Source organism: Escherichia sp. TC-EC600-tetX4, from assembly GCF_019356055.1.
In the GTDB taxonomy this organism is placed as follows: domain Bacteria; phylum Pseudomonadota; class Gammaproteobacteria; order Enterobacterales; family Enterobacteriaceae.
In genome coordinates, this window is record NZ_CP079924.1 from 1,530,607 (window position 1) to 1,556,808 (window position 26,202).

The 26,202-nt window shown below is 52.3% G+C and carries 16 protein-coding genes and 1 pseudogene; 9 read left to right on the forward strand and 8 right to left on the reverse strand.

The window, feature by feature from the left end:
* Positions 1 to 69: 69 nt before the first annotated feature.
* Positions 70 to 720, forward strand: a complete 651-nt coding sequence (inaA, locus tag KXD89_RS07370; RefSeq protein WP_000301050.1) for a lipopolysaccharide kinase InaA — start codon at positions 70 to 72, stop codon at positions 718 to 720.
* 53 nt (positions 721 to 773) lie between these two features.
* Here the strand turns inward: inaA and yfaE are convergent, their stop codons facing one another.
* The 3 genes from yfaE to nrdA form a co-directional block, all read right to left on the reverse strand.
* Positions 774 to 1,028, reverse strand: a complete 255-nt coding sequence (gene yfaE / locus KXD89_RS07375; RefSeq protein ID WP_000135040.1) for a ferredoxin-like diferric-tyrosyl radical cofactor maintenance protein YfaE — start codon at positions 1,026 to 1,028, stop codon at positions 774 to 776.
* Positions 1,028 to 2,158, reverse strand: coding sequence for a class Ia ribonucleoside-diphosphate reductase subunit beta (nrdB, locus tag KXD89_RS07380; RefSeq protein ID WP_000332037.1), 1,131 nt, complete (start codon positions 2,156 to 2,158; stop codon positions 1,028 to 1,030). Before nrdB ends, yfaE begins: the two co-directional genes overlap by 1 nt.
* 233 nt (positions 2,159 to 2,391) lie before the next feature.
* Positions 2,392 to 4,677, reverse strand: a complete 2,286-nt coding sequence (nrdA, locus tag KXD89_RS07390; protein WP_001075164.1) for a class 1a ribonucleoside-diphosphate reductase subunit alpha — start codon at positions 4,675 to 4,677, stop codon at positions 2,392 to 2,394.
* Between the two features lie 127 nt (positions 4,678 to 4,804).
* Between nrdA and ypaB the strand changes: the two genes are divergently transcribed.
* On the forward strand, positions 4,805 to 4,948 hold the full coding sequence (gene ypaB, locus KXD89_RS22425; RefSeq protein ID WP_001753443.1) for a protein YpaB: 144 nt from the start codon (positions 4,805 to 4,807) through the stop codon (positions 4,946 to 4,948).
* Between the two features lie 424 nt (positions 4,949 to 5,372).
* Complete coding sequence (gene yfaL / locus KXD89_RS07395) at positions 5,373 to 9,125, forward strand: AIDA-I family autotransporter adhesin YfaL/EhaC (protein ID WP_001220077.1); 3,753 nt, start codon at positions 5,373 to 5,375, stop codon at positions 9,123 to 9,125.
* Positions 9,126 to 9,252: 127 nt separating this feature from the next.
* Here yfaL and ubiG read toward each other — a convergent pair whose 3' ends face one another.
* Positions 9,253 to 9,975, reverse strand: coding sequence for a bifunctional 2-polyprenyl-6-hydroxyphenol methylase/3-demethylubiquinol 3-O-methyltransferase UbiG (gene ubiG, locus KXD89_RS07400; RefSeq protein WP_000990765.1), 723 nt, complete (start codon positions 9,973 to 9,975; stop codon positions 9,253 to 9,255).
* 146 nt (positions 9,976 to 10,121) lie between these two features.
* Here ubiG and gyrA point away from each other — a divergent pair, with 146 nt between their 5' ends.
* The 6 genes and pseudogenes from gyrA to KXD89_RS07430 all read left to right on the forward strand — a co-directional run bounded on the left by gyrA (position 10,122) and on the right by KXD89_RS07430 (position 22,175).
* Positions 10,122 to 12,749: a DNA topoisomerase (ATP-hydrolyzing) subunit A gene (gene gyrA, locus KXD89_RS07405; RefSeq protein ID WP_072647331.1), complete on the forward strand. Its 2,628-nt coding sequence runs from the start codon at positions 10,122 to 10,124 to the stop codon at positions 12,747 to 12,749.
* Positions 12,750 to 12,897: 148 nt separating this feature from the next.
* Entirely contained in the window at positions 12,898 to 14,586 is a 1,689-nt protein-coding gene (locus KXD89_RS07410) for a DUF2138 domain-containing protein (protein ID WP_000012305.1), read from the forward strand.
* Positions 14,583 to 15,206 carry a DUF1175 domain-containing protein gene (locus KXD89_RS07415; protein ID WP_001295211.1) on the forward strand — a complete coding sequence of 208 codons (624 nt, stop codon included), beginning with the start codon at positions 14,583 to 14,585 and terminating at the stop codon, positions 15,204 to 15,206. The genes KXD89_RS07410 and KXD89_RS07415 overlap by 4 nt, the downstream gene beginning before the upstream one ends.
* Positions 15,207 to 15,229: 23 nt before the next feature.
* Positions 15,230 to 19,744, forward strand: a pseudogene (locus KXD89_RS07420) (alpha-2-macroglobulin).
* Positions 19,745 to 21,394: a YfaQ family protein gene (locus KXD89_RS07425; RefSeq protein ID WP_001104549.1), complete on the forward strand. Its 1,650-nt coding sequence runs from the start codon at positions 19,745 to 19,747 to the stop codon at positions 21,392 to 21,394.
* Positions 21,395 to 21,398: 4 nt separating this feature from the next.
* Positions 21,399 to 22,175: a YfaP family protein gene (locus tag KXD89_RS07430; RefSeq protein ID WP_001225852.1), complete on the forward strand. Its 777-nt coding sequence runs from the start codon at positions 21,399 to 21,401 to the stop codon at positions 22,173 to 22,175.
* 73 nt (positions 22,176 to 22,248) lie between these two features.
* Here the strand turns inward: KXD89_RS07430 and atoB are convergent, their stop codons facing one another.
* From atoB to atoD, 4 genes are read right to left on the reverse strand one after another with little or no spacing between them, the layout of a single operon-like run.
* Positions 22,249 to 23,433: an acetyl-CoA acetyltransferase gene (gene atoB, locus KXD89_RS07435; RefSeq protein ID WP_000786547.1), complete on the reverse strand. Its 1,185-nt coding sequence runs from the start codon at positions 23,431 to 23,433 to the stop codon at positions 22,249 to 22,251.
* Between the two features lie 30 nt (positions 23,434 to 23,463).
* Positions 23,464 to 24,786, reverse strand: a complete 1,323-nt coding sequence (locus KXD89_RS07440; protein WP_000580275.1) for a TIGR00366 family protein — start codon at positions 24,784 to 24,786, stop codon at positions 23,464 to 23,466.
* Positions 24,783 to 25,433 carry an acetate CoA-transferase subunit beta gene (gene atoA / locus KXD89_RS07445; RefSeq protein ID WP_000339065.1) on the reverse strand — a complete coding sequence of 217 codons (651 nt, stop codon included), beginning with the start codon at positions 25,431 to 25,433 and terminating at the stop codon, positions 24,783 to 24,785. Before atoA ends, KXD89_RS07440 begins: the two co-directional genes overlap by 4 nt.
* On the reverse strand, positions 25,433 to 26,095 hold the full coding sequence (gene atoD / locus KXD89_RS07450; protein ID WP_000850540.1) for an acetate CoA-transferase subunit alpha: 663 nt from the start codon (positions 26,093 to 26,095) through the stop codon (positions 25,433 to 25,435). Before atoD ends, atoA begins: the two co-directional genes overlap by 1 nt.
* Positions 26,096 to 26,202 lie beyond the last annotated feature (107 nt).

Consider the following 26,202-nt stretch of genomic DNA (forward strand, 5'->3'; position numbering starts at 1 on the left):
TTCATTAAGATTTTCCTCAGGTAACCACCTATAGTCATTGTCGTTAATAAAAATGACAGGCGATAGGGTATGGCAGTTTCAGCAAAGTACGACGAATTTAATCACTGGTGGGCAACAGAGGGCGACTGGGTTGAAGAGCCTAACTATCGCCGTAATGGTATGAGCGGGGTGCAATGCGTCGAGCGCAACGGCAAAAAGCTGTATGTAAAGCGCATGACGCATCATCTGTTTCATTCCGTACGTTATCCGTTCGGCCGACCAACGATTGTCCGTGAGGTTGCGGTAATTAAAGAACTGGAACGGGCCGGTGTCATCGTGCCGAAGATCGTTTTTGGTGAAGCGGTGAAAATTGAGGGTGAATGGCGAGCGTTGCTGGTGACTGAAGATATGGCGGGGTTCATCAGCATTGCTGACTGGTATGCCCAGCATGCAGTATCGCCTTATTCTGACGAAGTACGGCAAGCCATGTTGAAAGCAGTGGCGCTGGCGTTTAAGAAAATGCATAGCATTAATCGTCAGCATGGCTGTTGTTATGTTCGCCATATCTATGTGAAAACAGAAGGTAATGCAGAAGCTGGTTTTCTTGACCTGGAGAAAAGTCGTCGCCGCTTGCGTCGCGATAAAGCGATTAATCATGACTTCCGCCAGCTGGAAAAATATCTGGAGCCAATCCCCAAAGCGGACTGGGAGCAGGTGAAAGCGTATTACTACGCCATGTAATCGTTGTAGGCCAGATAAGACGCATAAGCGTTGTATCTGGCACTACAACCAATTCACATCTCGATTTCAATATCGCCTTTTGCCCGGCAACAACAGGGCAAAATTTCCCCCGGCTGAATAAAGGCTAACGGTTCGGCAATCCAGTCAACTTGACCTGCAACCAGGCGTGTGCGACAGGAGCCGCAGTAACCTTCGCGACACTGGTACTCAACCGCCACATTGTGGGATTCCAGCGCCGCCAGAAGGGAAGGGTGTTCATCCTGGCACAGCAGTTGTGTGCCAGTGATGCGCAGGGTAACGCGGGCCATCAGAGCTGGAAGTTACTCAAATCGTCGGTGTCCACTTCCGAGTCAATCTGCCCGACCAGATAAGAACTGACTTCCACTTCCTGCGGAGCAACCTGCACGTTATCAGACACCAGCCAAGTGTTGATCCACGGGATCGGGTTGGAGCGCGTCTGGAACGGCAGATCCAAACCGACTGCCTGCATACGGATATTGGTGATGTATTCAACGTACTGGCAGAGAATGTCTTTATTCAGACCAATCATCGAACCGTCGCGGAACAGATAATCCGCCCAGTCTTTCTCCTGTTGAGCTGCCTGAACAAACAGGTCATAGCACTCCTGCTTACACTCTTCGGCAATTTCCGCCATCTCAGGATCGTCCGCGCCGCTGCGCAGCAGATTCAGCATATGCTGGGTGCCGGTCAGGTGCAGGGCTTCGTCGCGGGCAATCAGGCGAATAATTTTGGCGTTGCCTTCCATCAATTCGCGTTCTGCAAATGCGAAGGAACAAGCAAAGCTGACGTAGAAACGAATCGCTTCCAGCGCGTTAACGCTCATCAGGCAGAGATACAGTTTTTTCTTCAGCTCGCGCAGGCTAACGGTCACAGTTTTACCGTTAACGGTGTGGGTACCTTCGCCCAGCAGATGCCAGTAGCTGGTCATTTCGATCAGCTCATCGTAATAGCTGGAGATCCCTTCCGCACGTTTCTGGATCTGCTCGTTGGTGACGATATCGTCAAACACAACAGACGGATCGTTAACGATATTACGAATGATATGAGTATAGGAACGGGAATGAATCGTTTCTGAGAACGCCCAGGTTTCGACCCAGGTTTCCAGTTCCGGAATAGAAATAAGCGGCAATAGCGCCACGTTCGGGCTACGACCCTGAATGGAATCCAGCAGCGTCTGATATTTCAGGTTGCTGATAAAGATGTGTTTTTCGTGCTCCGGCAGCGCCTGGTAATCTATACGGTCGCGGGAGACGTCAACTTCTTCCGGACGCCAGAAGAAAGAGAGCTGCTTTTCGATCAGCTTTTCGAAGATGTCATATTTTTGCTGATCGTAGCGAGCCACGTTGACCGGCTGACCAAAGAACATCGGTTCTTTGAGCTGATCATTTTTCGTCTGTGAAAAGGTGGTATATGCCATGAGTGTGTCCTGTTGGGAGTTTAATGCCGGATAAGGCATTTTACGCCGCATCCTGTGCCTGATGCGACGCTGGCGCGTCTTATCAGGCCTACAAATCCGAGCCGTAGGCCGGATAAGGCGTTCACGCTGCATCCGGCACCCGGAGCCTGATGCGACGCTGGCGCGTCTTATCAGGCCTACAAACCGAGCCGTAGGCCGGATAAGGCGTTTACGCCGCATCCGGCATCTCAATATCAGATCTTACATGCGCCGCTTTCGCAGCCATCGTCCTGGATTGACGGCACCAGATCGTCTTGTGCGTCTTCAGCGCCGTCACGGGTGTTCTGATAATACAGTGTTTTGACCCCGAATTTGTAGGCGGTGAGCAGGTCTTTCAGCAACTGCTGCATCGGCACTTTTCCTGACGGGAAGCGTGACGGATCGTAGTTGGTGTTGGCAGAGATCGACTGATCGATAAATTTCTGCATGATACCCACCAGTTGCAGATAACCATCGTTACCCGGCATTTCCCACAGCAGCTCATAGGCGTCGTGCAGGTGCTCGTAGTCCGGCACCACCTGGCGCAAAATACCGTCTTTCGACGCTTTGATGCTGACGTAACCGCGCGGCGGTTCAATACCGTTAGTGGCGTTAGAGATCTGCGAAGAAGTCTCGGACGGCATCAGAGCAGAAAGCGTGGAGTTACGCAGACCGTGCGTTTTGATTGACTCACGCAGAGCTTCCCAGTCGTAATGCAGCGGCTCATTAGCGATGGTATCCAGATCTTTCTTATAGGTATCGATCGGCAGGATCCCTTTCGCGTAAGTGGTTTCGTTAAACCACGGGCACGCGCCTTGCTCTTTCGCCAGCTCATTAGAGGCTTTCAGCAGGTAATACTGAATGGCTTCGAAGGTTTTATGCGTCAGGTTGTTGGCGCTGCCGTCGGAGTAGCGTTTACCGTGCTTCGCCAGGTAGTAAGCGAAGTTGATCACACCAATACCCAGCGTACGACGACCCATCGCTCCACGTTTGGCGGCCGGGATCGGGTAATCCTGATAATCCAGCAGCGCGTCAAGTGCACGAACCGCCAGAATTGCCAGCTCTTCCAGTTCATCCAGGTTATTAATTGCGCCCAGGTTGAAAGCAGACAGCGTACACAGCGCGATTTCACCGTTCTCGTCGTTGACGTCGTTCAGCGGTTTGGTCGGCAGGGCTATCTCCAGGCACAGGTTAGACTGACGCACTGGCGCGATGGCCGGATCAAACGGGCTATGGGTATTGCAGTGGTCAACGTTCTGAATATAGATACGACCGGTAGACGCACGTTCCTGCATCATCAGCGAGAACAGCTCAACGGCTTTCACACGCTGCTTGCGGATGCTGTCGTCTTTCTCATATTTGGTATACAGACGTTCAAACTCTTCCTGATCGGCGAAGAACGCGTCGTACAGCCCCGGTACGTCGGACGGGCTGAACAGGGTGATATCTTCACCTTTCAGCAGACGGGTATACATCAGTTTGTTGATTTGTACCCCGTAGTCCATATGACGCACGCGGTTGCCTTCCACACCACGGTTGTTTTTCAACACCAGCAGGCTTTCCACTTCCAGATGCCACATCGGGTAGAACAGCGTTGCCGCACCGCCGCGCACACCGCCCTGAGAGCAGGATTTCACCGCTGTCTGGAAATGTTTGTAGAACGGAATGCAGCCGGTATGGAACGCTTCACCACCGCGAATCGGGCTACCCAGCGCACGAATACGCCCGGCGTTGATGCCGATCCCGGCACGCTGGGAAACGTATTTAACAATCGCGCTGGAGGTGGCGTTGATGGAATCCAGGCTGTCACCGCACTCGATCAGTACGCAGGAGCTGAACTGACGAGTCGGGGTACGCACGCCGGACATGATTGGCGTCGGCAGCGAAATTTTAAATGTGGAAACCGCGTCGTAAAAACGCTTCACATATTGCAGGCGCGTTTCACGCGGGTAGTTCGAGAACAAGCACGCGGCAACTAGAATATAAAGGAACTGGGCGCTCTCATAGATTTCGCCGGTCACGCGGTTCTGTACCAGATATTTGCCTTCCAGCTGCTTAACGGCAGCATAAGAGAAGGTCATATCACGGTCGTGATCGATAAAGGTGTCCATCTGCTTGAACTCTTCTTCCGTGTAGTCTTCCAGCAGATGATTATCGTATTTGCCCATCTCGACCATTTTCACCACGTGGTCGTACAGCGCAGGCGGCTCAAACTGGCCGTAGGCTTTTTTACGCAGGTGGAAGATCGCCAGGCGCGCGGCGAGATACTGATAATCCGGCGCATCACGGGAGATCAGGTCTGCGGCAGCCTTGATAATGGTTTCGTGGATGTCAGAGGTCTTGATACCGTCATAAAACTGAATGTGGGAGCGCAGCTCGACCTGGGAAATCGAAACGTTATGCAGTCCTTCTGCCGCCCAATCCAGAACGCGATGGATTTTGTCGAGATTGATGCGCTCTGTGCTACCGTCGCGCTTTGTCACCAGCAGATTCTGATTCATGTATGTCGTACCTGTTTTTGGAATTCTTTCCGCAATAGTTTCATGCAGACTACCTGTAGTACGGGAAGCTGCTTAGAACACTATATATAGGGGGTATGTTTGGGATTCACTGCAAGATAGTGTGAAAATGACCCTCTTGCAAGTGCATAACTTTGTGGATAACTCAGGAAGGAAAAAGTGGCTTTCGCGCACCTTAGGTCAGACAAGGTGTCCGGGAAAGTCAATGGGAAGAGAAAAATTTGTTAAAAATAACTGTTCGGCGATTTCTTGAACGGCATAATAGGTTAGATAAATTGATATAGATGGCTTATTAATCTTTTTGCTAATGATTGCAAAAATTGATCTAAGCACGAGTCATCACATAATCTGATGTATCAGTTGTGGTCAATATATAAGCGAATGTAAGAGATTGTTGATGGCGAAATGGTTGTTTTCTATTCGGTTATTGTTAAATGCTAAGCCATTTTGTTAATTTACCTTATATTATAAGAAAATTATTCATGACTTTAATTTAGTTTAAATATAACTGATATCCCTGAAGGTTATTAACTTGAATTATGACGCACTGATATTATTCATCAAATAATAACAAAATAGCCATTGCACCGGGTTGAACAATTTACAAAAGAAAGATATTCCATATCGTATAATGCGATTAAATACGCCGTCTTATAGAAAATGATGGTTAGATTAATATGCGGATTATCTTTCTACGCAAGGAGTATTTATCTTTACTCCCGTCAATGATTGCATCTCTTTTCTCTGCTAACGGTGTCGCGGCGGTCACTGATTCATGCCAGGGATATGATGTCAAAGCGAGTTGTCAGGCCAGCAGGCAAAGCCTTTCAGGCATTACGCAGGACTGGAGTATCGCTGATGGGCAATGGCTGGTTTTTTCGGATATGACCAATAACGCCAGCGGTGGGGCCGTATTTTTGCAACAAGGAGCGGAATTTTCACTATTACCAGAAAATGAAACTGGAATGACTCTGTTTGCCAATAACACCGTTACAGGAGAATATAATAACGGCGGGGCCATATTTGCTAAAGAAAACTCAACGCTGAATCTTACTGATGTTATTTTTTCCGGTAACGTCGCAGGCGGCTATGGTGGCGCAATCTATTCTTCTGGTACTAACGATACTGGTGCCGTCGATTTACGTGTCACTAACGCCATGTTTCGCAATAACATCGCTAATGATGGCAAAGGTGGCGCAATTTATACCATTAATAATGACGTTTATTTAAGTGATGTTATTTTTGATAACAACCAGGCATATACATCAACAAGTTACAGTGATGGCGATGGCGGGGCAATCGATGTTACCGATAATAATAGCGACAGCAAGCATCCTTCAGGTTATACGATAGTAAATAACACTGCCTTTACAAATAACACTGCCGAAGGTTATGGCGGGGCGATATATACCAATAGCGTGACGGCTCCCTATCTTATTGATATTTCTGTTGATGACAGCTACAGCCAGAACGGAGGCGTGTTAGTCGATGAGAACAATAGCGCAGCAGGCTATGGAGATGGTCCTTCCTCTGCGGCGGGTGGCTTTATGTATCTCGGCTTAAGTGAAGTTACCTTTGATATTGCCGACGGAAAAACGCTGGTTATTGGCAATACAGAGAATGACGGAGCTGTTGACTCTATTGCTGGTACCGGGTTAATCACCAAAACAGGTTCCGGCGATCTGGTACTTAATGCAGATAACAATGACTTTACTGGTGAGATGCAGATTGAAAACGGTGAAGTTACCCTGGGCCGCAGCAACTCCCTGATGAATGTCGGCGATACGCATTGCCAGGACGATCCGCAAGACTGCTACGGTCTGACGATAGGGAGTATTGATCAGTATCAGAATCAGGCTGAGCTAAACGTTGGCTCGACCCAACAAACTTTTGTGCACGCATTGACGGGCTTTCAGAATGGCACTTTAAATATCGATGCTGGTGGCAACGTTACTGTTAATCAGGGCAGTTTTGCTGGCATCATCGAAGGTGCTGGTCAGCTCACCATTGCGCAAAACGGCAGCTACGTGCTGGCAGGGGCGCAGTCGATGGCGCTAACCGGCGATATAGTCGTTGATGATGGTGCGGTGCTTTCGCTGGAAGGCGACGCGGCAGATCTTACCGCTCTCCAGGACGATCCGCAGTCGATCGTGTTAAACGGCGGTGTGCTCGATCTCTCTGATTTCTCCACCTGGCAGAGCGGCACATCATACAACGATGGCCTTGAAGTCAGTGGCAGCAGCGGAACGGTTATCGGCAGTCAGGATGTGGTAGATCTTGCAGGTGGCGACAATTTGCATATCGGCGGCGACGGGAAAGATGGCGTCTACGTGGTGGTCGATGCGAGCGACGGGCAGGTAAGTCTGGCAAACAATAATAGTTATTTGGGCACAACACAAATCGCCTCCGGTACGCTGATGGTGAGCGACAACTCGCAGCTTGGAGATACCCACTATAACCGCCAGGTTATCTTTACCGATAAGCAACAAGAAAGCGTGATGGAGATTACCTCCGACGTTGACACGCGTTCAGATGCGGCAGGCCACGGACGTGATATTGAAATGCGCGCCGACGGTGAAGTGGCAGTTGATGCGGGGGTAGACACGCAGTGGGGCGCACTGATGGCTGACAGCAGCGGGCAGCATCAGGATGAGGGTAGCACATTGACTAAAACGGGGGCTGGTACACTGGAGCTGACCGCCAGCGGTACAACGCAGTCGGCGGTACGTGTCGAAGAAGGCACCCTGAAAGGTGATGTTGCTGATATCCTTCCTTATGCTTCGTCACTGTGGGTTGGTGATGGGGCAACGTTCGTTACTGGCGCGGATCAGGATATTCAGTCAATTGATGCTATTTCCAGCGGCACTATCGACATCAGCGATGGTACGGTTTTGCGCCTGACCGGGCAGGATACTTCCGTCGCCCTTAATGCCTCACTATTTAACGGCGATGGGACGCTGGTGAATGCCACCGATGGTGTGACGTTGACAGGTGAGCTTAATACCAACCTTGAAACTGACAGCCTGACTTATCTTTCCAACGTGACGGTTAATGGCAATCTGACCAATACGTCCGGTGCGGTTAGCCTGCAAAATGGCGTCGCTGGCGATACGCTGACGGTAAACGGTGATTATACCGGCGGCGGTACGCTACTGCTCGATAGCGAATTAAACGGCGATGACTCGGTAAGCGATCAATTGGTGATGAACGGTAATACTGCTGGCAACACAACTGTGGTGGTTAACTCCATTACAGGGATTGGTGAGCCGACATCGACAGGCATTAAAGTGGTTGATTTCGCAGCTGATCCCACGCAGTTTCAAAACAATGCGCAGTTCAGTCTGGCAGGCAGCGGCTACGTCAATATGGGAGCGTATGACTACACGCTGGTGGAAGATAACAACGACTGGTATCTGCGATCGCAAGAAGTAACGCCGCCATCGCCACCTGATCCAGACCCGACTCCCGATCCTGATCCCACGCCGGATCCTGATCCAACACCCGACCCGGAACCTACGCCTGCTTACCAGCCGGTGTTGAATGCCAAAGTTGGCGGTTATCTTAATAACCTGCGGGCGGCAAATCAGGCGTTTATGATGGAGCGACGCGATCACGCAGGTGGCGATGGTCAGACGCTGAATTTACGTGTTATCGGCGGAGATTATCATTACACAGCAGCGGGGCAACTGGCTCAACATGAAGACACTTCTACGGTGCAACTTAGCGGCGATCTGTTTAGCGGGCGCTGGGGCACGGATGGCGAGTGGATGCTTGGGATTGTTGGTGGCTACAGCGATAACCAGGGCGACAGCCGCTCGAATATGACCGGAACTCGCGCCGATAACCAGAACCACGGTTATGCCGTTGGGCTGACATCAAGCTGGTTTCAGCACGGTAATCAGAAGCAAGGGGCCTGGCTGGATAGCTGGCTGCAATACGCGTGGTTTAGCAATGATGTTTCCGAACAAGAAGATGGCACAGATCATTACCACTCGTCGGGGATTATCGCCTCGCTGGAGGCGGGGTATCAGTGGTTACCGGGGCGTGGTGTGGTGATTGAACCGCAGGCGCAGGTGATTTATCAGGGCGTGCAGCAGGATGATTTTACCGCCGCTAACCGTGCGCGCGTGTCACAATCGCAGGGTGATGATATTCAGACGCGGCTGGGTTTACACAGCGAATGGCGTACCGCTGTTCATGTCATACCAACATTAGATCTGAATTATTATCACGATCCCCATTCGACGGAAATTGAAGAGGATGGCAGCACTATCAGTGACGATGCGGTGAAGCAACGGGGTGAAATAAAAGTGGGAGTCACGGGCAATATCAGTCAGCGAGTGTCCCTGCGCGGCAGCGTGGCGTGGCAGAAAGGGAGTGATGATTTTGCCCAGACGGCAGGGTTTTTGTCGATGACGGTGAAATGGTAATCACTGTCTAGTCGGCACGGTTGCCGGATGCGGCGTAAACGCCTTATCCGGCCTACGGGGAGCATTTGTAGGCCTGATAAGACGCGGCAAGCGTCGCATCAGGCATTGGCGCGGCCAAACATCAACCTCACTTATTCTGCGTGTGCAGCATATAGTTCACATCCACGCCGGGGCCGAGTTTAAAAGTATTAGTGATCGGGTTGTAATGCAGCCCAGTGATATGCCGCTCTTTTAAACTGGTCTGATCCACCCAGCCCAGCAATTCTGCCGGTTTAATAAACTTCTTCACATCATGCGTGCCTTTGGGCACCATGCGCAAAATATATTCCGCACCAACCACCGCCATCAGCCATGACTTGCCGTTGCGGTTAAGTGTCGAGAAAAAGACATCGCCGCCTGGTTTCACCAGTTGCGCACAGGCTCTGACCACTGACTGCGGATCGGGGACGTGCTCCAGCATCTCCATGCAGGTCACCACATCATACTGCCCGGCATGTTTTGCCGCGTGCTCTTCCACGGTTTCCTGCACGTAATCCACCTGAATGCCGCTTTCCAGTGCGTGCAGTTTTGCCACCTGCAATGGCTCAAAGCCCATATCCAGACCGGTCACCGTCGCGCCTTCGCGCGCCATACTCTCGGCCAGAATGCCGCCGCCACAACCGACATCGAGCACCTTTTTGCCAAATAAACCGCCAGCACGCTCGGCAATATAGCCCAGACGCAGCGGGTTAATGCGGTGCAGCGGTTTGAACTCACCTTCCAGATCCCACCAGCGGGAGGCGACGGCTTCAAATTTAGCGATCTCTTCGTGGTCTACGTTATGGTTTACCGGCGATTTTTCGGCATTCATTGGCACTTCTACTCCGTAATTGGCAAGACAAACGAGTATATCAGGCATTGGATGTGAATAAAGCGTATAGGTTTACCTCAAACTGCGCGGCTGTGTTATAATTTGCGACCTTTGAATCCGGGATACAGTAGAGGGATAGCGGTTAGATGAGCGACCTTGCGAGAGAAATTACACCGGTCAACATTGAGGAAGAGCTGAAGAGCTCCTATCTGGATTATGCGATGTCGGTCATTGTTGGCCGTGCGCTGCCAGATGTCCGAGATGGCCTGAAGCCGGTACACCGTCGCGTACTTTACGCCATGAACGTACTAGGCAATGACTGGAACAAAGCCTATAAAAAATCTGCCCGTGTCGTTGGTGACGTAATCGGTAAATACCATCCCCATGGTGACTCGGCGGTCTATGACACGATCGTCCGCATGGCGCAGCCATTCTCGCTGCGTTATATGCTGGTAGACGGTCAGGGTAACTTCGGTTCTATCGACGGCGACTCTGCGGCGGAAATGCGTTATACGGAAATCCGTCTGGCGAAAATTGCCCATGAACTGATGGCCGATCTCGAAAAAGAGACGGTCGATTTCGTTGATAACTATGACGGCACGGAAAAAATTCCGGACGTCATGCCAACCAAAATTCCTAACCTGCTGGTGAACGGTTCTTCCGGTATCGCCGTAGGTATGGCAACCAACATCCCGCCGCACAACCTGACGGAAGTCATCAACGGTTGTCTGGCGTATATTGATGATGAAGACATCAGCATTGAAGGGCTGATGGAACACATCCCGGGGCCGGACTTCCCGACGGCGGCAATCATTAACGGTCGTCGCGGTATTGAAGAAGCTTACCGTACCGGTCGCGGCAAGGTGTATATCCGCGCTCGCGCAGAAGTGGAAGTTGACGCCAAAACCGGTCGTGAAACCATTATCGTCCACGAAATTCCGTATCAGGTAAACAAAGCGCGCCTGATCGAGAAGATTGCGGAACTGGTAAAAGAAAAACGCGTGGAAGGCATCAGCGCGCTGCGTGACGAGTCTGACAAAGACGGTATGCGCATCGTGATTGAAGTGAAACGCGATGCGGTCGGTGAAGTTGTGCTCAACAACCTCTACTCCCAGACCCAGTTGCAGGTTTCTTTCGGTATCAACATGGTGGCATTGCACCATGGTCAGCCGAAGATCATGAACCTGAAAGACATCATCGCGGCGTTTGTTCGTCACCGCCGTGAAGTGGTGACCCGTCGTACTATTTTCGAACTGCGTAAAGCTCGCGATCGTGCTCATATCCTTGAAGCATTAGCCGTGGCGCTGGCGAACATCGACCCGATCATCGAACTGATCCGTCATGCGCCGACGCCTGCAGAAGCGAAAACTGCGCTGGTTGCTAATCCGTGGCAGCTGGGCAACGTTGCCGCGATGCTCGAACGTGCTGGCGACGATGCTGCGCGTCCGGAATGGCTGGAGCCAGAGTTCGGCGTGCGTGATGGTCTGTACTACCTGACCGAACAGCAAGCTCAGGCGATTCTGGATCTGCGTTTGCAGAAACTGACCGGTCTTGAGCACGAAAAACTGCTCGACGAATACAAAGAGCTGCTGGATCAGATCGCGGAACTGTTGCGTATTCTTGGTAGCGCCGATCGTCTGATGGAAGTGATCCGTGAAGAGCTGGAGCTGGTTCGTGAACAGTTCGGTGACAAACGTCGTACTGAAATCACCGCCAACAGCGCAGACATCAACCTGGAAGATCTGATCACCCAGGAAGATGTGGTCGTGACGCTCTCTCACCAGGGCTACGTTAAGTATCAGCCGCTTTCTGAATACGAAGCGCAGCGTCGTGGCGGGAAAGGTAAATCTGCCGCACGTATTAAAGAAGAAGACTTTATCGACCGACTGCTGGTGGCGAACACTCACGACCATATTCTGTGCTTCTCCAGCCGTGGTCGCGTCTATTCGATGAAAGTTTATCAGTTGCCGGAAGCCACTCGTGGCGCGCGCGGTCGTCCGATCGTCAACCTGCTGCCGCTGGAGCAGGACGAACGTATCACTGCGATCCTGCCAGTGACCGAGTTTGAAGAAGGCGTGAAAGTCTTCATGGCGACCGCTAACGGTACCGTGAAGAAAACTGTCCTCACCGAGTTCAACCGTCTGCGTACCGCCGGTAAAGTGGCGATCAAACTGGTTGACGGCGATGAGCTGATCGGCGTTGACCTGACCAGCGGCGAAGACGAAGTAATGCTGTTCTCCGCTGAAGGTAAAGTGGTGCGCTTTAAAGAGTCTTCTGTCCGTGCGATGGGCTGCAACACCACCGGTGTTCGCGGTATTCGCTTAGGTGAAGGCGATAAAGTCGTCTCTCTGATCGTGCCTCGTGGCGATGGCGCAATCCTCACCGCAACGCAAAACGGTTACGGTAAACGTACCGCAGTGGCGGAATACCCAACCAAGTCGCGTGCGACGAAAGGGGTTATCTCCATCAAGGTTACCGAACGTAACGGTTTAGTTGTTGGCGCGGTACAGGTAGATGACTGCGACCAGATCATGATGATCACCGATGCCGGTACGCTGGTACGTACTCGCGTTTCGGAAATCAGCATCGTGGGCCGTAACACCCAGGGCGTGATCCTCATCCGTACTGCGGAAGATGAAAACGTAGTGGGTCTGCAACGTGTTGCTGAACCGGTTGACGAGGAAGATCTGGATACCATCGACGGCAGTGCCGCGGAAGGGGACGATGAAATCGCTCCGGAAGTGGACGTTGACGACGAGCCAGAAGAAGAATAATTTTACTTCTTCATGCCAAAAGGGAGCTATCTCCCTTGTTTGAATTGAAAAGTCCAGGCTGCAAAGTCTGGGCTTTTGTCGTATTAGGGCACGGTAAAGTTTGGCTGTGCCCGTAAAAAATGGCTGGCTATACACAAGGAATGTGGCAATGAGTGGTGAAAAAAAGGCGAAAGGCTGGCGGTTCTATGGTCTTGTAGGTTTTGGCGCAATAGCACTGCTTTCCGCTGGCGTCTGGGCGTTGCAATATGCTGGCAGTGGGCCAGAAAAAACGTTGTCGCCGCTGGTGGTGCACAACAATCTGCAAATCGATCTCAATGAGCCGGACCTCTTTCTCGACAGCGACTCTCTGAGCCAGCTTCCCAAAGATCTCCTCACCATTCCGTTTCTCCACGATGTTCTGAGCGAAGATTTCGTTTTCTATTATCAGAATCATGCCGATCGTCTGGGCATTGAAGGCAGCATTCGTCGTATTGTCTATGAACACGATCTCACGCTGAAAGATAAGCTCTTTTCGTCACTCTTAGATCAGCCCGCGCAGGCAGCGCTGTGGCACGATAAACAAGGCCATCTTTCACATTATATGGTGCTGATCCAGCGCAGTGGTTTAAGCAAACTGCTGGAGCCATTGTTGTTTGCCGCTACCAGCGACAGCCAGTTAAGCAAAACGGAAATCAGTAGCATCAAGATAAATAGTGAAACTGTTCCTGTTTATCAGTTGCGCTATAACGGCAATAACGCCCTGATGTTCGCGACTTATCAGGACAAGATGCTGGTGTTTTCCAGCACGGATATGTTGTTTAAAGATGATCAGCAGGATACCGAAGCCACGGCGATCGCAGGTGATTTGTTGAGCGGCAAAAAACGCTGGCAAGCAAGCTTTGGCCTGGAAGAGCGTACTGCCGAAAAAACGCCAGTACGCCAGCGCATCGTAGTCAGCGCCAGGTGGCTGGGGTTTGGCTACCAGCGGTTAATGCCTTCTTTTGCTGGCGTACGCTTCGAAATGGGTAACGACGGCTGGCACAGTTTTGTGGCGTTAAATGATGAATCCGCCAGCGTAGATGCCAGTTTCGATTTTACGCCGGTATGGAACAGTATGCCTGCCGGAGCCAGCTTCTGTGTGGCGGTGCCGTATTCACACGGTATTGCCGAAGAGATGCTTTCGCACATCAGCCAGGAAAACGACAAGCTGAATGGGGCGTTAGACGGTGCCGCGGGGCTGTGCTGGTATGAAGACTCAAAATTGCAAACCCCGCTGTTTGTCGGTCAGTTTGATGGCACTGCCGAACAGGCGCAATTGCCAGGGAAACTGTTTACGCAAAATATTGGTGCGCACGAAAGCAAAGCGCCAGAAGGTGTTTTGCCGGTAAGCCAGACTCAGCAGGGCGAAGCGCAAATCTGGCGTCGCGAAGTGAGTTCCCGATACGGCCAGTATCCGAAAGCGCAGGCGGCGCAACCCGATCAATTAATGTCGGATTATTTTTTCCGTGTGTCGCTGGCGATGCAAAACAAAACGCTGCTTTTCTCCCTCGATGACACGCTGGTTAATAACGCGCTGCAAACACTGAATAAAACCCGCCCGGCAATGGTGGATGTAATACCCACTGATGGCATCGTTCCGCTCTATATCAATCCACAAGGAATAGCGAAACTGCTGCGTAACGAAACGTTGACCAGTCTGCCGAAGAATCTCGAACCGGTTTTTTATAACGCCGCACAAACTTTATTAATGCCGAAGCTGGACGCTTTATCTCAACAACCGCGTTATGTCATGAAGCTGGCCCAGATGGAACCCGGTGCCGCCTGGCAGTGGCTACCCATAACCTGGCAGCCGCTATGAGGCACGGGCTGCTGGCGCTGATTTGCTGGCTGTGTTGTGTTGTTGCCCATAGCGAAATGCTGAATGTCGAACAATCCGGGCTGTTTCGCGCCTGGTTTGTACGCATTGCACAAGAACAGCTCCGCCAGGGGCCAAGTCCACGCTGGTATCAGCAGGATTGTGCGGGCCTGGTGCGATTTGCGGCGAACGAGACGCTGAAAGTTCACGACAGTAAATGGCTAAAAAGTAACGGTTTATCTAGCCAGTATTTGCCGCCAGAGATGACGCTAACACCTGAACAGCGTCAACTGGCGCAAAACTGGAATCAGGGGAACGGGAAAACCGGCCCCTATGTGACCGCGATTAATTTGATTCAGTACAACAGCCAGTTTATTGGCCAGGACATAAACCAGGCGCTGCCTGGCGATATGATTTTTTTCGATCAGGGCGATGCCCAGCACTTAATGGTCTGGATGGGGCGTTACGTCATCTACCACACCGGAAGCGCCACGAAAACTGACAACGGAATGCGCGCAGTCAGTCTGCAACAACTTATGACATGGAAGGACACCCGATGGATACCCAACGATTCCAATCCCAATTTCATTGGCATTTATCGTTTAAATTTTCTGGCGCGATAGCAGCGTGCTTGTCCCTGTCTCTTGTGGGAACAGGGCTTGCTAATGCTGATGATTCGCTTCCTTCCAGCAACTATGCGCCGCCTGCCGGGGGAACATTCTTTTTGCTTGCTGACAGCAGTTTTAGCAGCAGTGAAGAGGCGAAAGTGCGACTGGAAGCGCCGGGGCGTGATTATCGGCGCTATCAGATGGAAGAGTACGGCGGCGTGGACGTTCGCCTGTATCGTATTCCTGACCCGATGGCATTTTTGCGCCAGCAGAAAAACCTGCATCGCATTGTGGTGCAACCGCAATATCTGGGCGACGGGCTGAACAATACGCTAACCTGGCTGTGGGATAACTGGTACGGCAAATCTCGCCGCGTGATGCAGCGTACTTTCTCTTCTCAGTCACGGCAGAATGTGACTCAGGCGTTACCCGAATTACAGCTCGGCAATGCCATTATTAAACCTTCCCGTTATGTACAGAACAACCAGTTTTCCCCGCTGAAAAAATATCCCCTGGTGAAACAGTTCCGTTATCCACTATGGCAGGCTAAACCGTTCGAGCCGCAGCAAGGGGTAAAACTGGAAGGCGCATCCAGCAATTTCATCTCGCCGCAGCCGGGTAACATTTATATTCCTCTCGGCCAACAAGAGCCGGGACTGTACCTCGTCGAGGCGATGGTTGGTGGGTATCGGGCGACGACGGTGGTGTTTGTTTCCGATACCGTGGCGCTTAGCAAAGTGTCAGGCAAAGAGCTTCTGGTGTGGACCGCGGGTAAAAAACAGGGTGAAGCGAAGCCCGGCTCAGAGATCTTGTGGACTGACGGTCTTGGCGTGATGACCCGCGGTGTGACCGATGACAGCGGTACCTTGCAGTTACAACATATATCGCCAGAACGTTCATACATTCTGGGTAAGGATGCTGAAGGCGGCGTTTTTGTCTCCGAGAACTTCTTCTACGAAAGCGAAATCTACAACACCCGCTTGTATATTTTTACCGATCGCCCGCTATATCGCGCAGGCGATCGTGTCGATGTTAAAGTGATCGGCCGCGAGTTCCACGATCCGTTGCATTCATCCCCCATCGTCAGCGCCCCGGCGAAGCTTTCGGTGCTGGACGCCAACGGCAGTCTGTTGCAAACCGTCAATGTCACGCTGGATGCGCGCAATGGCGGGCAGGGAAGTTTCCGCCTGCCAGAAAATGCCGTAGCCGGAGGTTATGAGTTACGTCTTGCTTACCGCAATCAGGTCTATAGCAGCAGTTTTCGCGTGGCAAACTACATCAAGCCACATTTCGAGATTGGTTTAGCTCTCGCCAAAAAAGAGTTCAAAACTGGCGAAGCGGTCAGCGGCAAACTGCAACTGCTCTACCCGGATGGCGAGCCGGTAAAAAATGCCCGCGTGCAGTTAAGTTTGCGCGCTCAGCAATTATCAATGGTCGGTAACGATTTGCGTTATGCCGGACGTTTCCCCGTGTCGCTGGAAGGCAGCGAAACGGTGTCCGACGCCAGCGGTCATGTGGCGTTAAATCTCCCCGCCGCCGATAAACCGAGCCGCTATTTGTTAACCGTCTCCGCCAGTGACGGCGCGGCGTATCGCGTCACCACCACCAAAGAGATCCTCATTGAACGCGGTCTGGCGCATTACTCATTAAGTACTGCCGCACAATACAGTAATAGCGGCGAGTCGGTTGTGTTCCGTTATGCCGCGCTGGAATCTTCAAAACAGGTTCCTGTTACGTATGAATGGTTGCGTCTCGAAGACCGCACGAGCCATAGCGGAGAGCTACCGTCAGGCGGCAAATCCTTTACCGTCAATTTCGCTAAACCTGGCAACTACAATCTGACATTACGCGATAAAGACGGCTTAATTCTCGCTGGGTTAAGTCATGCCGTCAGCGGTAAGGGCAGCACGGCGCATACTGGTACGGTAGATATCGTGGCGGATAAAACGCTGTACCAGCCAGGCGAAACCGCGAAGATGCTGATTACCTTTCCGGAGCCAATTGATGAAGCATTATTGACGCTGGAACGCGATCGCGTGGAACAGCAGTCGCTGCTTTCGCATCCGGCAAACTGGCTAACGCTACAACGTTTAAACGATACCCAGTATGAAGCCCGGGTTCCAGTGAGCAATTCCTTTGCGCCTAACATCACTTTTTCGGTGCTGTATACCCGTAACGGTCAGTACAGTTTTCAGAACGCCGGGATCAAAGTTGCCGTTCCCCAGCTGGATATCCGGGTGAAAACGGACAAAACCCATTACCAGCCTGGTGAACTGGTCAATGTCGAATTAACCTCGTCGCTGAAAGGTAAACCTGTTTCTGCGCAGCTAACGGTAGGCGTGGTCGATGAAATGATCTACGCGCTGCAACCAGAAATCGCGCCGAATATCGGCAAATTTTTCTATCCGCTGGGGCGTAACAATGTGCGTACCAGCTCCAGTCTGTCGTTTATCAGCTACGACCAGGCGCTCTCCAGCGAGCCGGTTGCGCCTGGCGCAACTAACCGCAGCGAGCGGCGAGTAAAAATGCTTGAACGTCCACGGCGTGAAGAGGTGGATACCGCGGCATGGATGCCGTCACTCACAACCGATAAACAAGGCAAAGCGTATTTCACGTTCCTGATGCCTGATTCGTTAACCCGCTGGCGTATCACCGCGCGTGGGATGAACGGCGACGGGCTGGTCGGGCAGGGGCGTGCTTATCTGCGTTCGGAAAAAAATCTCTACATGAAGTGGAGTATGCCAACGGTGTATCGCGTGGGCGACAAACCGGCGGCAGGACTGTTTATCTTCAGTCAGCAGGATAACGAACCGGTGGCGCTGGTGACTAAATTTGCAGGCGCTGAGATGCGCCAGACGCTGACGCTGCACAAAGGGGCGAATTATATTTCGCTGACGCAGAATATTCAGCAATCTGGCTTGTTAAGTGCAGAACTGCAACAAAATGGGCAAGTGCAGGACAGCATTAGCACAAAACTGTCTTTTGTGGATAACAGCTGGCCCGTTGAACAGCAGAAAAATGTCATGCTCGGTGGTGGCGATAACGCGCTGATGTTGCCCGAGCAGGCGAGCAATATCCGGCTACAAAGTAGTGAAACGCCGCAGGAGATTTTCCGCAACAATCTTGATGCGTTAGTCGATGAACCGTGGGGTGGCGTAATCAACACCGGTAGCCGTCTGATCCCGCTCAGTCTCGCCTGGCGTTCGCTTGCCGATCATCAAAGTGCCGCCGCTAACGACATTCGTCAGATGATTCAGGATAACCGTCTGCGGCTGATGCAACTGGCGGGGCCCGGAGCGCGCTTTACCTGGTGGGGTGAAGATGGCAATGGTGACGCCTTCCTTACGGCATGGGCATGGTACGCCGACTGGCAGGCCAGCCAGGCGATCGGCGTAACGCAACAACCGGAATACTGGCAGCATATGCTCGACAGCTACGCGGAGCAGGCAGATAACATGCCGTTATTGCATCGGGCGCTGGTGCTGGCATGGGCGCAGGAGATGAATTTGCCGTGCAAAACGTTGTTGAAAGGGTTGGATGAAGCTATCGCCCGGCGCGGAACTAAAACTGAAGATTTCTCTGAGGAAGACACCCGCGATATCAATGATAGCCTGATCCTCGATACACCGGAGTCTCCACTGGCAGATGCGGTGGCAAACGTCTTAACCATGACGTTGCTGAAAAAAGCGCAGTTGAAGTCCACGGTGATGCCACAGGTTCAGCAATATGCGTGGGATAAAGCGGCAAACAGCAATCAGCCGCTGGCGCACACGGTTGTGCTGCTTAATAGCGGTGGCGACGCTACCCAGACGGCCGCTATTTTAAGTGGTTTGACCGCTGAGCAATCCACTATTGAGCGCGCGCTGGCCATGAACTGGCTGGCGAAATATATGGCGACAATGCCTCCAGTTGTTTTGCCTGCGCCTGCGGGCGCATGGGCTAAACATAAGTTAACTGGAGGGGGCGAAGACTGGCGTTGGGTTGGTCAGGGCGTGCCGGACATTCTCTCTTTTGGTGACGAATTATCGCCGCAAAATGTGCAGGTCCGCTGACGTGAGCCGGCAAAAATGGCTCAACAAAGTAACATTCCGGTGACCGTTGAACGCCAGTTGTATCGGCTTATCCCTGGTGAAGAAGAGATGAGCTTTATTCTGCAACCGGTGACCAGCAATGAGATTGACAGCGATGCGCTGTATCTCGATGAAATCACGCTTACCAGCGAGCAGGATGCAGTTCTGCGCTACGGTCAGGTGGAAGTACCGCTGCCACCGGGAGCCGACGTTGAGCGCACAACATGGGGCATTTCGGTCAATAAACCCAACGCCGCGAAACAGCAGGGGCAATTGCTGGAAAAAGCGCGAAATGAAATGGGCGAACTGGCCTATATGGTGCCGGTGAAAGAACTGACGGGAACGGTCACTTTCCGCCATTTGCTGCGCTTCTCGCAAAAAGGGCAATTCGTTCTGCCTCCTGCTCGTTATGTGCGTTCCTATGCACCTGCGCAGCAAAGTGTTGCGGCAGGGAGTGAATGGACCGGGATGCAGGTGAAATAAGTGAACTGGCGCAGAATCGTCTGGCTATTGGCGTTGGTTACTCTGCCAACACTTGCGGAGGAGACGCCGTTACAACTGGTGCTGCGCGGTGCGCAGCACGATCAACTGTATCAGCTGTCGTCATCAGGCGTGACCAAAGTCTCAGCATTACCTGACTCGCTCACCACGCCGTTAGGGAGTTTGTGGAAACTGTATGTTTACGCCTGGCTGGAGGATACCCATCAACCGGAGCAGCCCTACCAGTGTCGCGGAAACTCCCCGGAAGAGGTTTATTGTTGTCAGGCTGGGGAGAGCATAACGCGCGATACCGCGCTGGTACGTTCCTGTGGGCTCTATTTTGCGCCGCAGCGGTTGCATATTGGCGCAGATGTGTGGGGGCAATACTGGCAACAGCGTCAGGCACCTGCGTGGTTAGCGTCTCTGACTACGCTGAAGCCAGAAACCTCGGTAACGGTTAAATCGCTGCTTGATTCATTAGCGACGTTACCCGCGCAAAACAAAGCTCAGGAAGTCTTACTGGATGTGGTGCTGGACGAGGCGAAAATCGGTGTCGCATCCATGCTCGGTAGTCGGGTACGGGTGAAAACCTGGAGCTGGTTTGCCGATGATAAACAGGAAATCCGTCAGGGTGGTTTTGCTGGCTGGTTAACCGATGGTACACCGCTGTGGGTTACTGGCAGTGGCACCAGCAAAACGGTACTAACCCGTTATGCGACGGTGCTTAATCGGGTTTTGCCAGTGCCGACGCAGGTTGCCAGTGGGCAATGTGTAGAGGTGGAGCTGTTTGCCCGCTATCCGCTGAAGAAAATCACAGCGGAAAAGAGTACGACGGCAGTAAATCCCGGCGTACTTAATGGGCGCTATCGTGTGACGTTTACTAATGGTAACCACATTACGTTTGTCAGCCACGGTGAGACGACCTTACTGAGCGAAAAGGGCAAACTGAAATTGCAGTCGCATCTCGATCGTGAAGAGTACGTTGCCAGAGTTCTGGATCGCGAGGCGAAAAGTACGCCCCCTGAGGCAGCGAAAGCCATGACCGTGGCGATTCGCACTTTTTTACAGCAAAACGCCAATCGGGAAGGCGATTGCCTGACCATCCCCGACAGCAGCGCCACGCAGCGTGTTTCTGCTTCGCCAGCGACCACGGGGGCGCGAACGATGACCGCCTGGACGCAGGATCTCATCTATGCAGGCGATCCGGTTCATTATCATGGCAGTCGCGCTACCGAAGGGACACTTTCCTGGCGGCAAGCCACGGCCCAGGCGGGGCAGGGAGAGCGTTACGATCAGATACTCGCGTTTGCTTATCCCGACAACAGTCTTAGCCGCTGGGGAGCGCCACGCTCAACCTGCCAGTTATTACCCAAAGCGAAAGCCTGGCTGGCGAAAAAAATGCCGCAGTGGCGGCGTATATTACAAGCTGAGACGGGGTACAACGAACCAGACGTGTTTGCGGTTTGCCGTTTAGTCTCAGGTTTCCCCTATACCGATCGGCAGCAGAAACGGCTGTTTATTCGTAACTTCTTTACGCTTCAGGATCGGCTGGATTTAACCCATGAGTATCTGCACCTGGCCTTTGATGGTTATCCCACCGGGCTTGATGAGAACTATATCGAAACGCTGACCCGACAATTATTAATGGACTAATGCTATGCGAAAGATTTTTCTTCCGTTGTTACTGGTGGCGCTTTCGCCTGTCGCTCACAGTGAAGGTGTGCAGGAAGTCGAGATTGATGCACCGCTCTCAGGCTGGCATCCGGCAGAGGGCGAAGATGCCAGTTTTTCACAATCGATCAATTACCCGGCGTCGTCCGTCAACATGGCAGATGATCAAAATATCTCAGCGCAGATCCGCGGCAAAATAAAGAATTATGCTGCGGCGGGTAAAGTTCAGCAGGGCCGGCTGGTGGTCAACGGTGCCAGTATGCCGCAGAGAATTGAATCCGATGGTTCATTTGCACGCCCTTATATTTTCACTGAAGGCAGCAACAGCGTGCAGGTCATCAGCCCGGATGGGCAAAGCCGACAAAAAATGCAGTTTTACTCAACGCCGGGTACAGGAACGATTCGTGCACGTTTACGGCTGGTTCTCTCGTGGGATACGGACAATACCGACCTCGACCTTCACGTTGTTACGCCCGATGGCGAACACGCCTGGTACGGTAACACCGTGCTGAAAAACAGTGGTGCACTGGATATGGATGTCACGACGGGGTACGGACCCGAGATTTTCGCCATGCCCGCGCCAATTCACGGGCGCTATCAGGTGTATATCAACTACTATGGTGGGCGCAGCGAAACGGAATTAACCACCGCCCAACTGACGCTGATCACCGATGAAGGATCGGTCAATGAGAAACAGGAAACATTTATTGTACCGATGCGTAATGCTGGCGAGCTGACGCTGGTGAAAAGTTTTGACTGGTGATTAATGGGGTTACCTTCGCCGTCGATGTTCAAGAAAACACCCGATAACTTTCGCTATCGGGTGTTTTTATTGATTAATTCAACCGTTCAATCACCATCGCAATTCCCTGACCGCCGCCAATGCACAGTGTTGCCAGCCCCAGCGTTTTATCGCGTGCCTGCATGGCATGTAATAGTGTGACCAGAATACGAGCACCACTGGCACCGATAGGATGCCCGAGCGCGATGGCCCCGCCGTTGACATTCACTTTCTCAGAATCAAAGCCCAGGTTTTTCCCAACGGCAAGGAACTGTGCAGCAAATGCTTCATTAGCCTCAATGAGATCAATATCCGCCAGTTGCAGCCCCGCCAGTTGTAACGCTTTTTGCGTGGCAGGTACTGGCCCCATACCCATCAATGCGGGGGGCACGCCACCGCTGGCATAACTTTTAATGCGAGCCAGGGGGGTAAGGCCTGCTGCCAGCGCCGCAGATTCTTCCATAATCACCAGAGCGGCAGCACCGTCGTTAATACCAGACGCGTTCCCAGCGGTGACTGTTCCTGCTTTATCGAAGGCCGGGCGCAATGCACCTAACGCTTCAGCCGTTGAATTCGCTTTCGGGAATTCGTCTTGACTGAAGACGAAGGTTTTCTTTCGAGTGACAACATTTACCGGGACGATTTCGGCTGTAAAAGCACCGGACTCAATTGCGGCTGCCGCTTTACGCTGTGAATGTAGCGCCAGTTCATCCTGCATTTCACGGGTAATTCCGTACTCTTTAGCCACGTTTTCGGCGGTAATCCCCATATGATAACCATGGGTGGCGCACATCAGGCCATCGCGCAGGATTACGTCATAAACCTGTCCGTCTCCAAGACGATAACCAGAGCGTGCTTTTGCATCGAGTAAGTAGGGGGCTAAACTCATATTTTCCATACCCCCCGCCACAATGCTCTGCGCCTGACCTGCCTGAATGGCCTGGGCGGCAAGCGCCACACTTTTAAGACCCGAACCACATACTTTATTGACCGTGAATCCGCACACCGTTTCTGCCAGCCCGCTTTTTAACAGTGCCTGACGCGCCGGATTTTGCCCCAGCCCGGCTTGTAACACGTTACCCATAATCACTTCATCAACGTGTTGTGAATCGATTTTTGCACGTTCAATGGCGGCTTTAATTACTGTCGCCCCCAGGTCGATGGCGCTGGTGGAAGCGAGTGAACCGTTAAAACTACCGATAGCAGTACGTACCGCACTGACGATGACACAATTTTTCATTTTATATTCCTTCTGTTTGTAGGGGTGCCGTCAGAACAGCGTTAAACCAATGACGAAAATGACACCGGAGAAGAGCAGGGCAGTGATGCAGTAGCCCATGATGTCGCGGACACCGAGTCCGGCGATTGCCAGTGCTGGCAGCGCCCAGAATGGTTGTGCCATGTTCATCCATTGCTCGCCGTAGGCGATCGCCATTACCGATTTACCGAGATCAGCGCCCAGCGCCTGGGCTGCGGGTATCACGAAAGGTCCCTGAATAACCCAGTGACCGCCGCCAGACGGAACGGCGAAGTTAATCAGTGCAGAACTAAAAAAGGTCATTACCGGGAAGGTGTCTTTGTTCGCAACATTGATGAAGAATTCGGTAATGAGTCCGCCCAGACCGGAATGCTCCATCATCAGTTGGATCCCAGCGTAGAAGGGGAATTGCACCAGAATACCGGCAGTACTGCGTGCTGCCGCGCTGATAGCACGCATATAAGCCATTGGCGTTTTATGTAGCAGCAGACCCGCAATCATAAACATCAGGTTGACGGTATTGATGGTGATGTTGAAGCCATGTTCGCTGAAGTACATCGCAAGGTAAGCGATACCGAGTGCGCCGATGATCAACGTCAGAATGCGGCTTTCTTCCAGTCGCTCGGATGGTGGGGCATCTTTCGGTAGCTGCTTTTGAAAATCAGCCTCTTCCATGAGTAGTTTTGGATCGATACTCACCACGTCAGACGGTTTTGGCATCATCATGCGGGTGATAAATGGCATCACCACAATCAACGCCACAGTGATGAAAATGTTAAAACCACTGAACAGAGTATCGCCCACCGGGATCAGCCCGGCGATATGCTCAACCGGGTTGCCCGGTGTTGCAGCCAACAGAGGCATTGATCCAGAGAAGCCGCCACCCCAGGTGAGAAAACCAATGTAGGCGCAGGCAATGAGCAACGGATAATCAGAACCGGGGACTCGCCGGGCGACTTCACGGGCAAACATTGCGCCGACAACCAAACCAAATCCCCAGTTGATGACACAAGCGACTGAACCGAAGAAAGTGACCAGCATGACGCCCTGTACGGGCGTCTTTGCGGCGGAGGCGGCAGTACGCAGCAAACTTTTCACCGGAGCAGAGCTGGCAAGGGCATGACCGGTAACGATGATAAGCGCCATCTGCATACCAAACGCCAGCAAGTTCCAGAAACCGTCACCCCACATTTTCACCATGCTGATCGGCGTTTGTGGTGTTAACCAAAGCGCGATCACGAATGTTAGCAATGTCAGCAACATGGCAAAGATCAGTGGATCGGGAAGCCACCGGCTGACAAAACGCGTCATAAAACGCGATATGCGACCAATCATAAATCACCCCGTTGCGTATTCAGATCGGCGGCGACTTCAAACCGAGCTTCTGTTTTGGCACGCACGGTGGCTAAATCACACCCGTCGGCAATTTCGGTGAGCCACATTTTGCCGTCAATAAAACGAAAGACAGCCAGTTCAGTAACCAGCATATGCACCGCATGTTGCGCAGTGAGTGGCATGGTGCAGCGGCGCAAAATTTTTGCTGAACCATCTTTGGCGCAATGTTCCATGGCGATGATCACTTTGCGCGACCCGGTCACCAGATCCATCGCGCCACCCATACCGGGCACCATTTTCCCAGGCACTACCCAGTTCGCGAGGTTTGCTTCTTCGTCTACTTGCAAACCGCCGAGCACGCAGGCATCAATATGACCGCCACGGATTAGCGCAAATGACATGGCGCTATCAAACATGGCTGCACCGGGTAAAACACCGCACGGTTGCCCGCCAGCGTTCACCAGATCTGGATGCGCTGTCGTGACCGGGCCTAAACCGAGGAAGCCGTTTTCCGATTGCAGAGTGATATGAATACCCTCCGGTAAATAATTGGCGACCATTGTGGGTAAACCGATCCCTAAGTTAACGATGTCACCATCACGAAGCTCTTGCGCCACACGGCGCGCAATACGTTGTTTCGCATCCATTATTTGCTCTCCTGTGAAACGATGATGTGGTCGATAACGGCACCAGGGGTGACAATATGGTCAGGTTGCAGCTCGCCGGTTTCGACCAGTTCATCTGGCTCTACCAGCGTGATATCAGCCGCAAGGGCTATCAGGGGGTTAAAGTTGCGGGCGCTAAGTTGATAGGTCAGGTTGCCAAGTGTGTCGCAACGATGAGCGCGAATTAGCGCCAGGTCGGCGCGCAGTGGGCGTTCGAGCAGCCAGGTTTTACCGTCGAGTGTCAGTGTCTGTTTGCCTTCCTCTACGACGGTGCCGACACCCGTTGGGGTGAGAAAACCACCAAGTCCAGCTCCACCACAGCGAATTTGCTCGATTAGCGTACCTTGCGGCACCAGAACGACGTCCATCTCACCAGATATCATGCGCCGACCTGTTTCCGGGTTGGTGCCGATATGTGAAGCAATCACTTTGCGGACTCGACCATTGACGATGAGCGGACCGATGCCGGTATCAACAAACGCGGTATCATTGGCTATCAATGTCAGGTCGCGAACACCAGATTCCAGTAATGCTTCAACCAGGCGGGATGGAGTGCCAATCCCCATAAATCCGCCCACCATGATGGTCATGCCGTCACGAAAGAAGCCGGTGGCGTCTTGTAATGTCATCAATTTTGTTTTCATTTTTTATCCCTCTTGCATACACCGTTGTGGGTACAGTCAGGCAATAGCAAGGGGAGTGCCAGAATGAGATTATTGGATTTAGTTATTTAACTAATTGAATATGAAGG

Coding starts and splice junctions, on each gene's coding strand:
- ubiG (WP_000990765.1), bottom strand. CDS start 9,975: ATGAATGCCGAAAAATCGCCGGTAAACCATAACGTAGACCACGAAGAG.
- ypaB (WP_001753443.1), top strand. CDS start 4,805: ATGACCCTCTTGCAAGTGCATAACTTTGTGGATAACTCAGGAAGGAAA.
- atoB (WP_000786547.1), bottom strand. CDS start 23,433: ATGAAAAATTGTGTCATCGTCAGTGCGGTACGTACTGCTATCGGTAGT.
- inaA (WP_000301050.1), top strand. CDS start 70: ATGGCAGTTTCAGCAAAGTACGACGAATTTAATCACTGGTGGGCAACA.
- atoD (WP_000850540.1), bottom strand. CDS start 26,095: ATGAAAACAAAATTGATGACATTACAAGACGCCACCGGCTTCTTTCGT.
- gyrA (WP_072647331.1), top strand. CDS start 10,122: ATGAGCGACCTTGCGAGAGAAATTACACCGGTCAACATTGAGGAAGAG.
- KXD89_RS07430 (WP_001225852.1), top strand. CDS start 21,399: ATGCGAAAGATTTTTCTTCCGTTGTTACTGGTGGCGCTTTCGCCTGTC.
- nrdA (WP_001075164.1), bottom strand. CDS start 4,677: ATGAATCAGAATCTGCTGGTGACAAAGCGCGACGGTAGCACAGAGCGC.
- nrdB (WP_000332037.1), bottom strand. CDS start 2,158: ATGGCATATACCACCTTTTCACAGACGAAAAATGATCAGCTCAAAGAA.
- atoA (WP_000339065.1), bottom strand. CDS start 25,433: ATGGATGCGAAACAACGTATTGCGCGCCGTGTGGCGCAAGAGCTTCGT.
- KXD89_RS07410 (WP_000012305.1), top strand. CDS start 12,898: ATGAGTGGTGAAAAAAAGGCGAAAGGCTGGCGGTTCTATGGTCTTGTA.
- KXD89_RS07415 (WP_001295211.1), top strand. CDS start 14,583: ATGAGGCACGGGCTGCTGGCGCTGATTTGCTGGCTGTGTTGTGTTGTT.
- yfaE (WP_000135040.1), bottom strand. CDS start 1,028: ATGGCCCGCGTTACCCTGCGCATCACTGGCACACAACTGCTGTGCCAG.
- KXD89_RS07440 (WP_000580275.1), bottom strand. CDS start 24,786: ATGATTGGTCGCATATCGCGTTTTATGACGCGTTTTGTCAGCCGGTGG.
- yfaL (WP_001220077.1), top strand. CDS start 5,373: ATGCGGATTATCTTTCTACGCAAGGAGTATTTATCTTTACTCCCGTCA.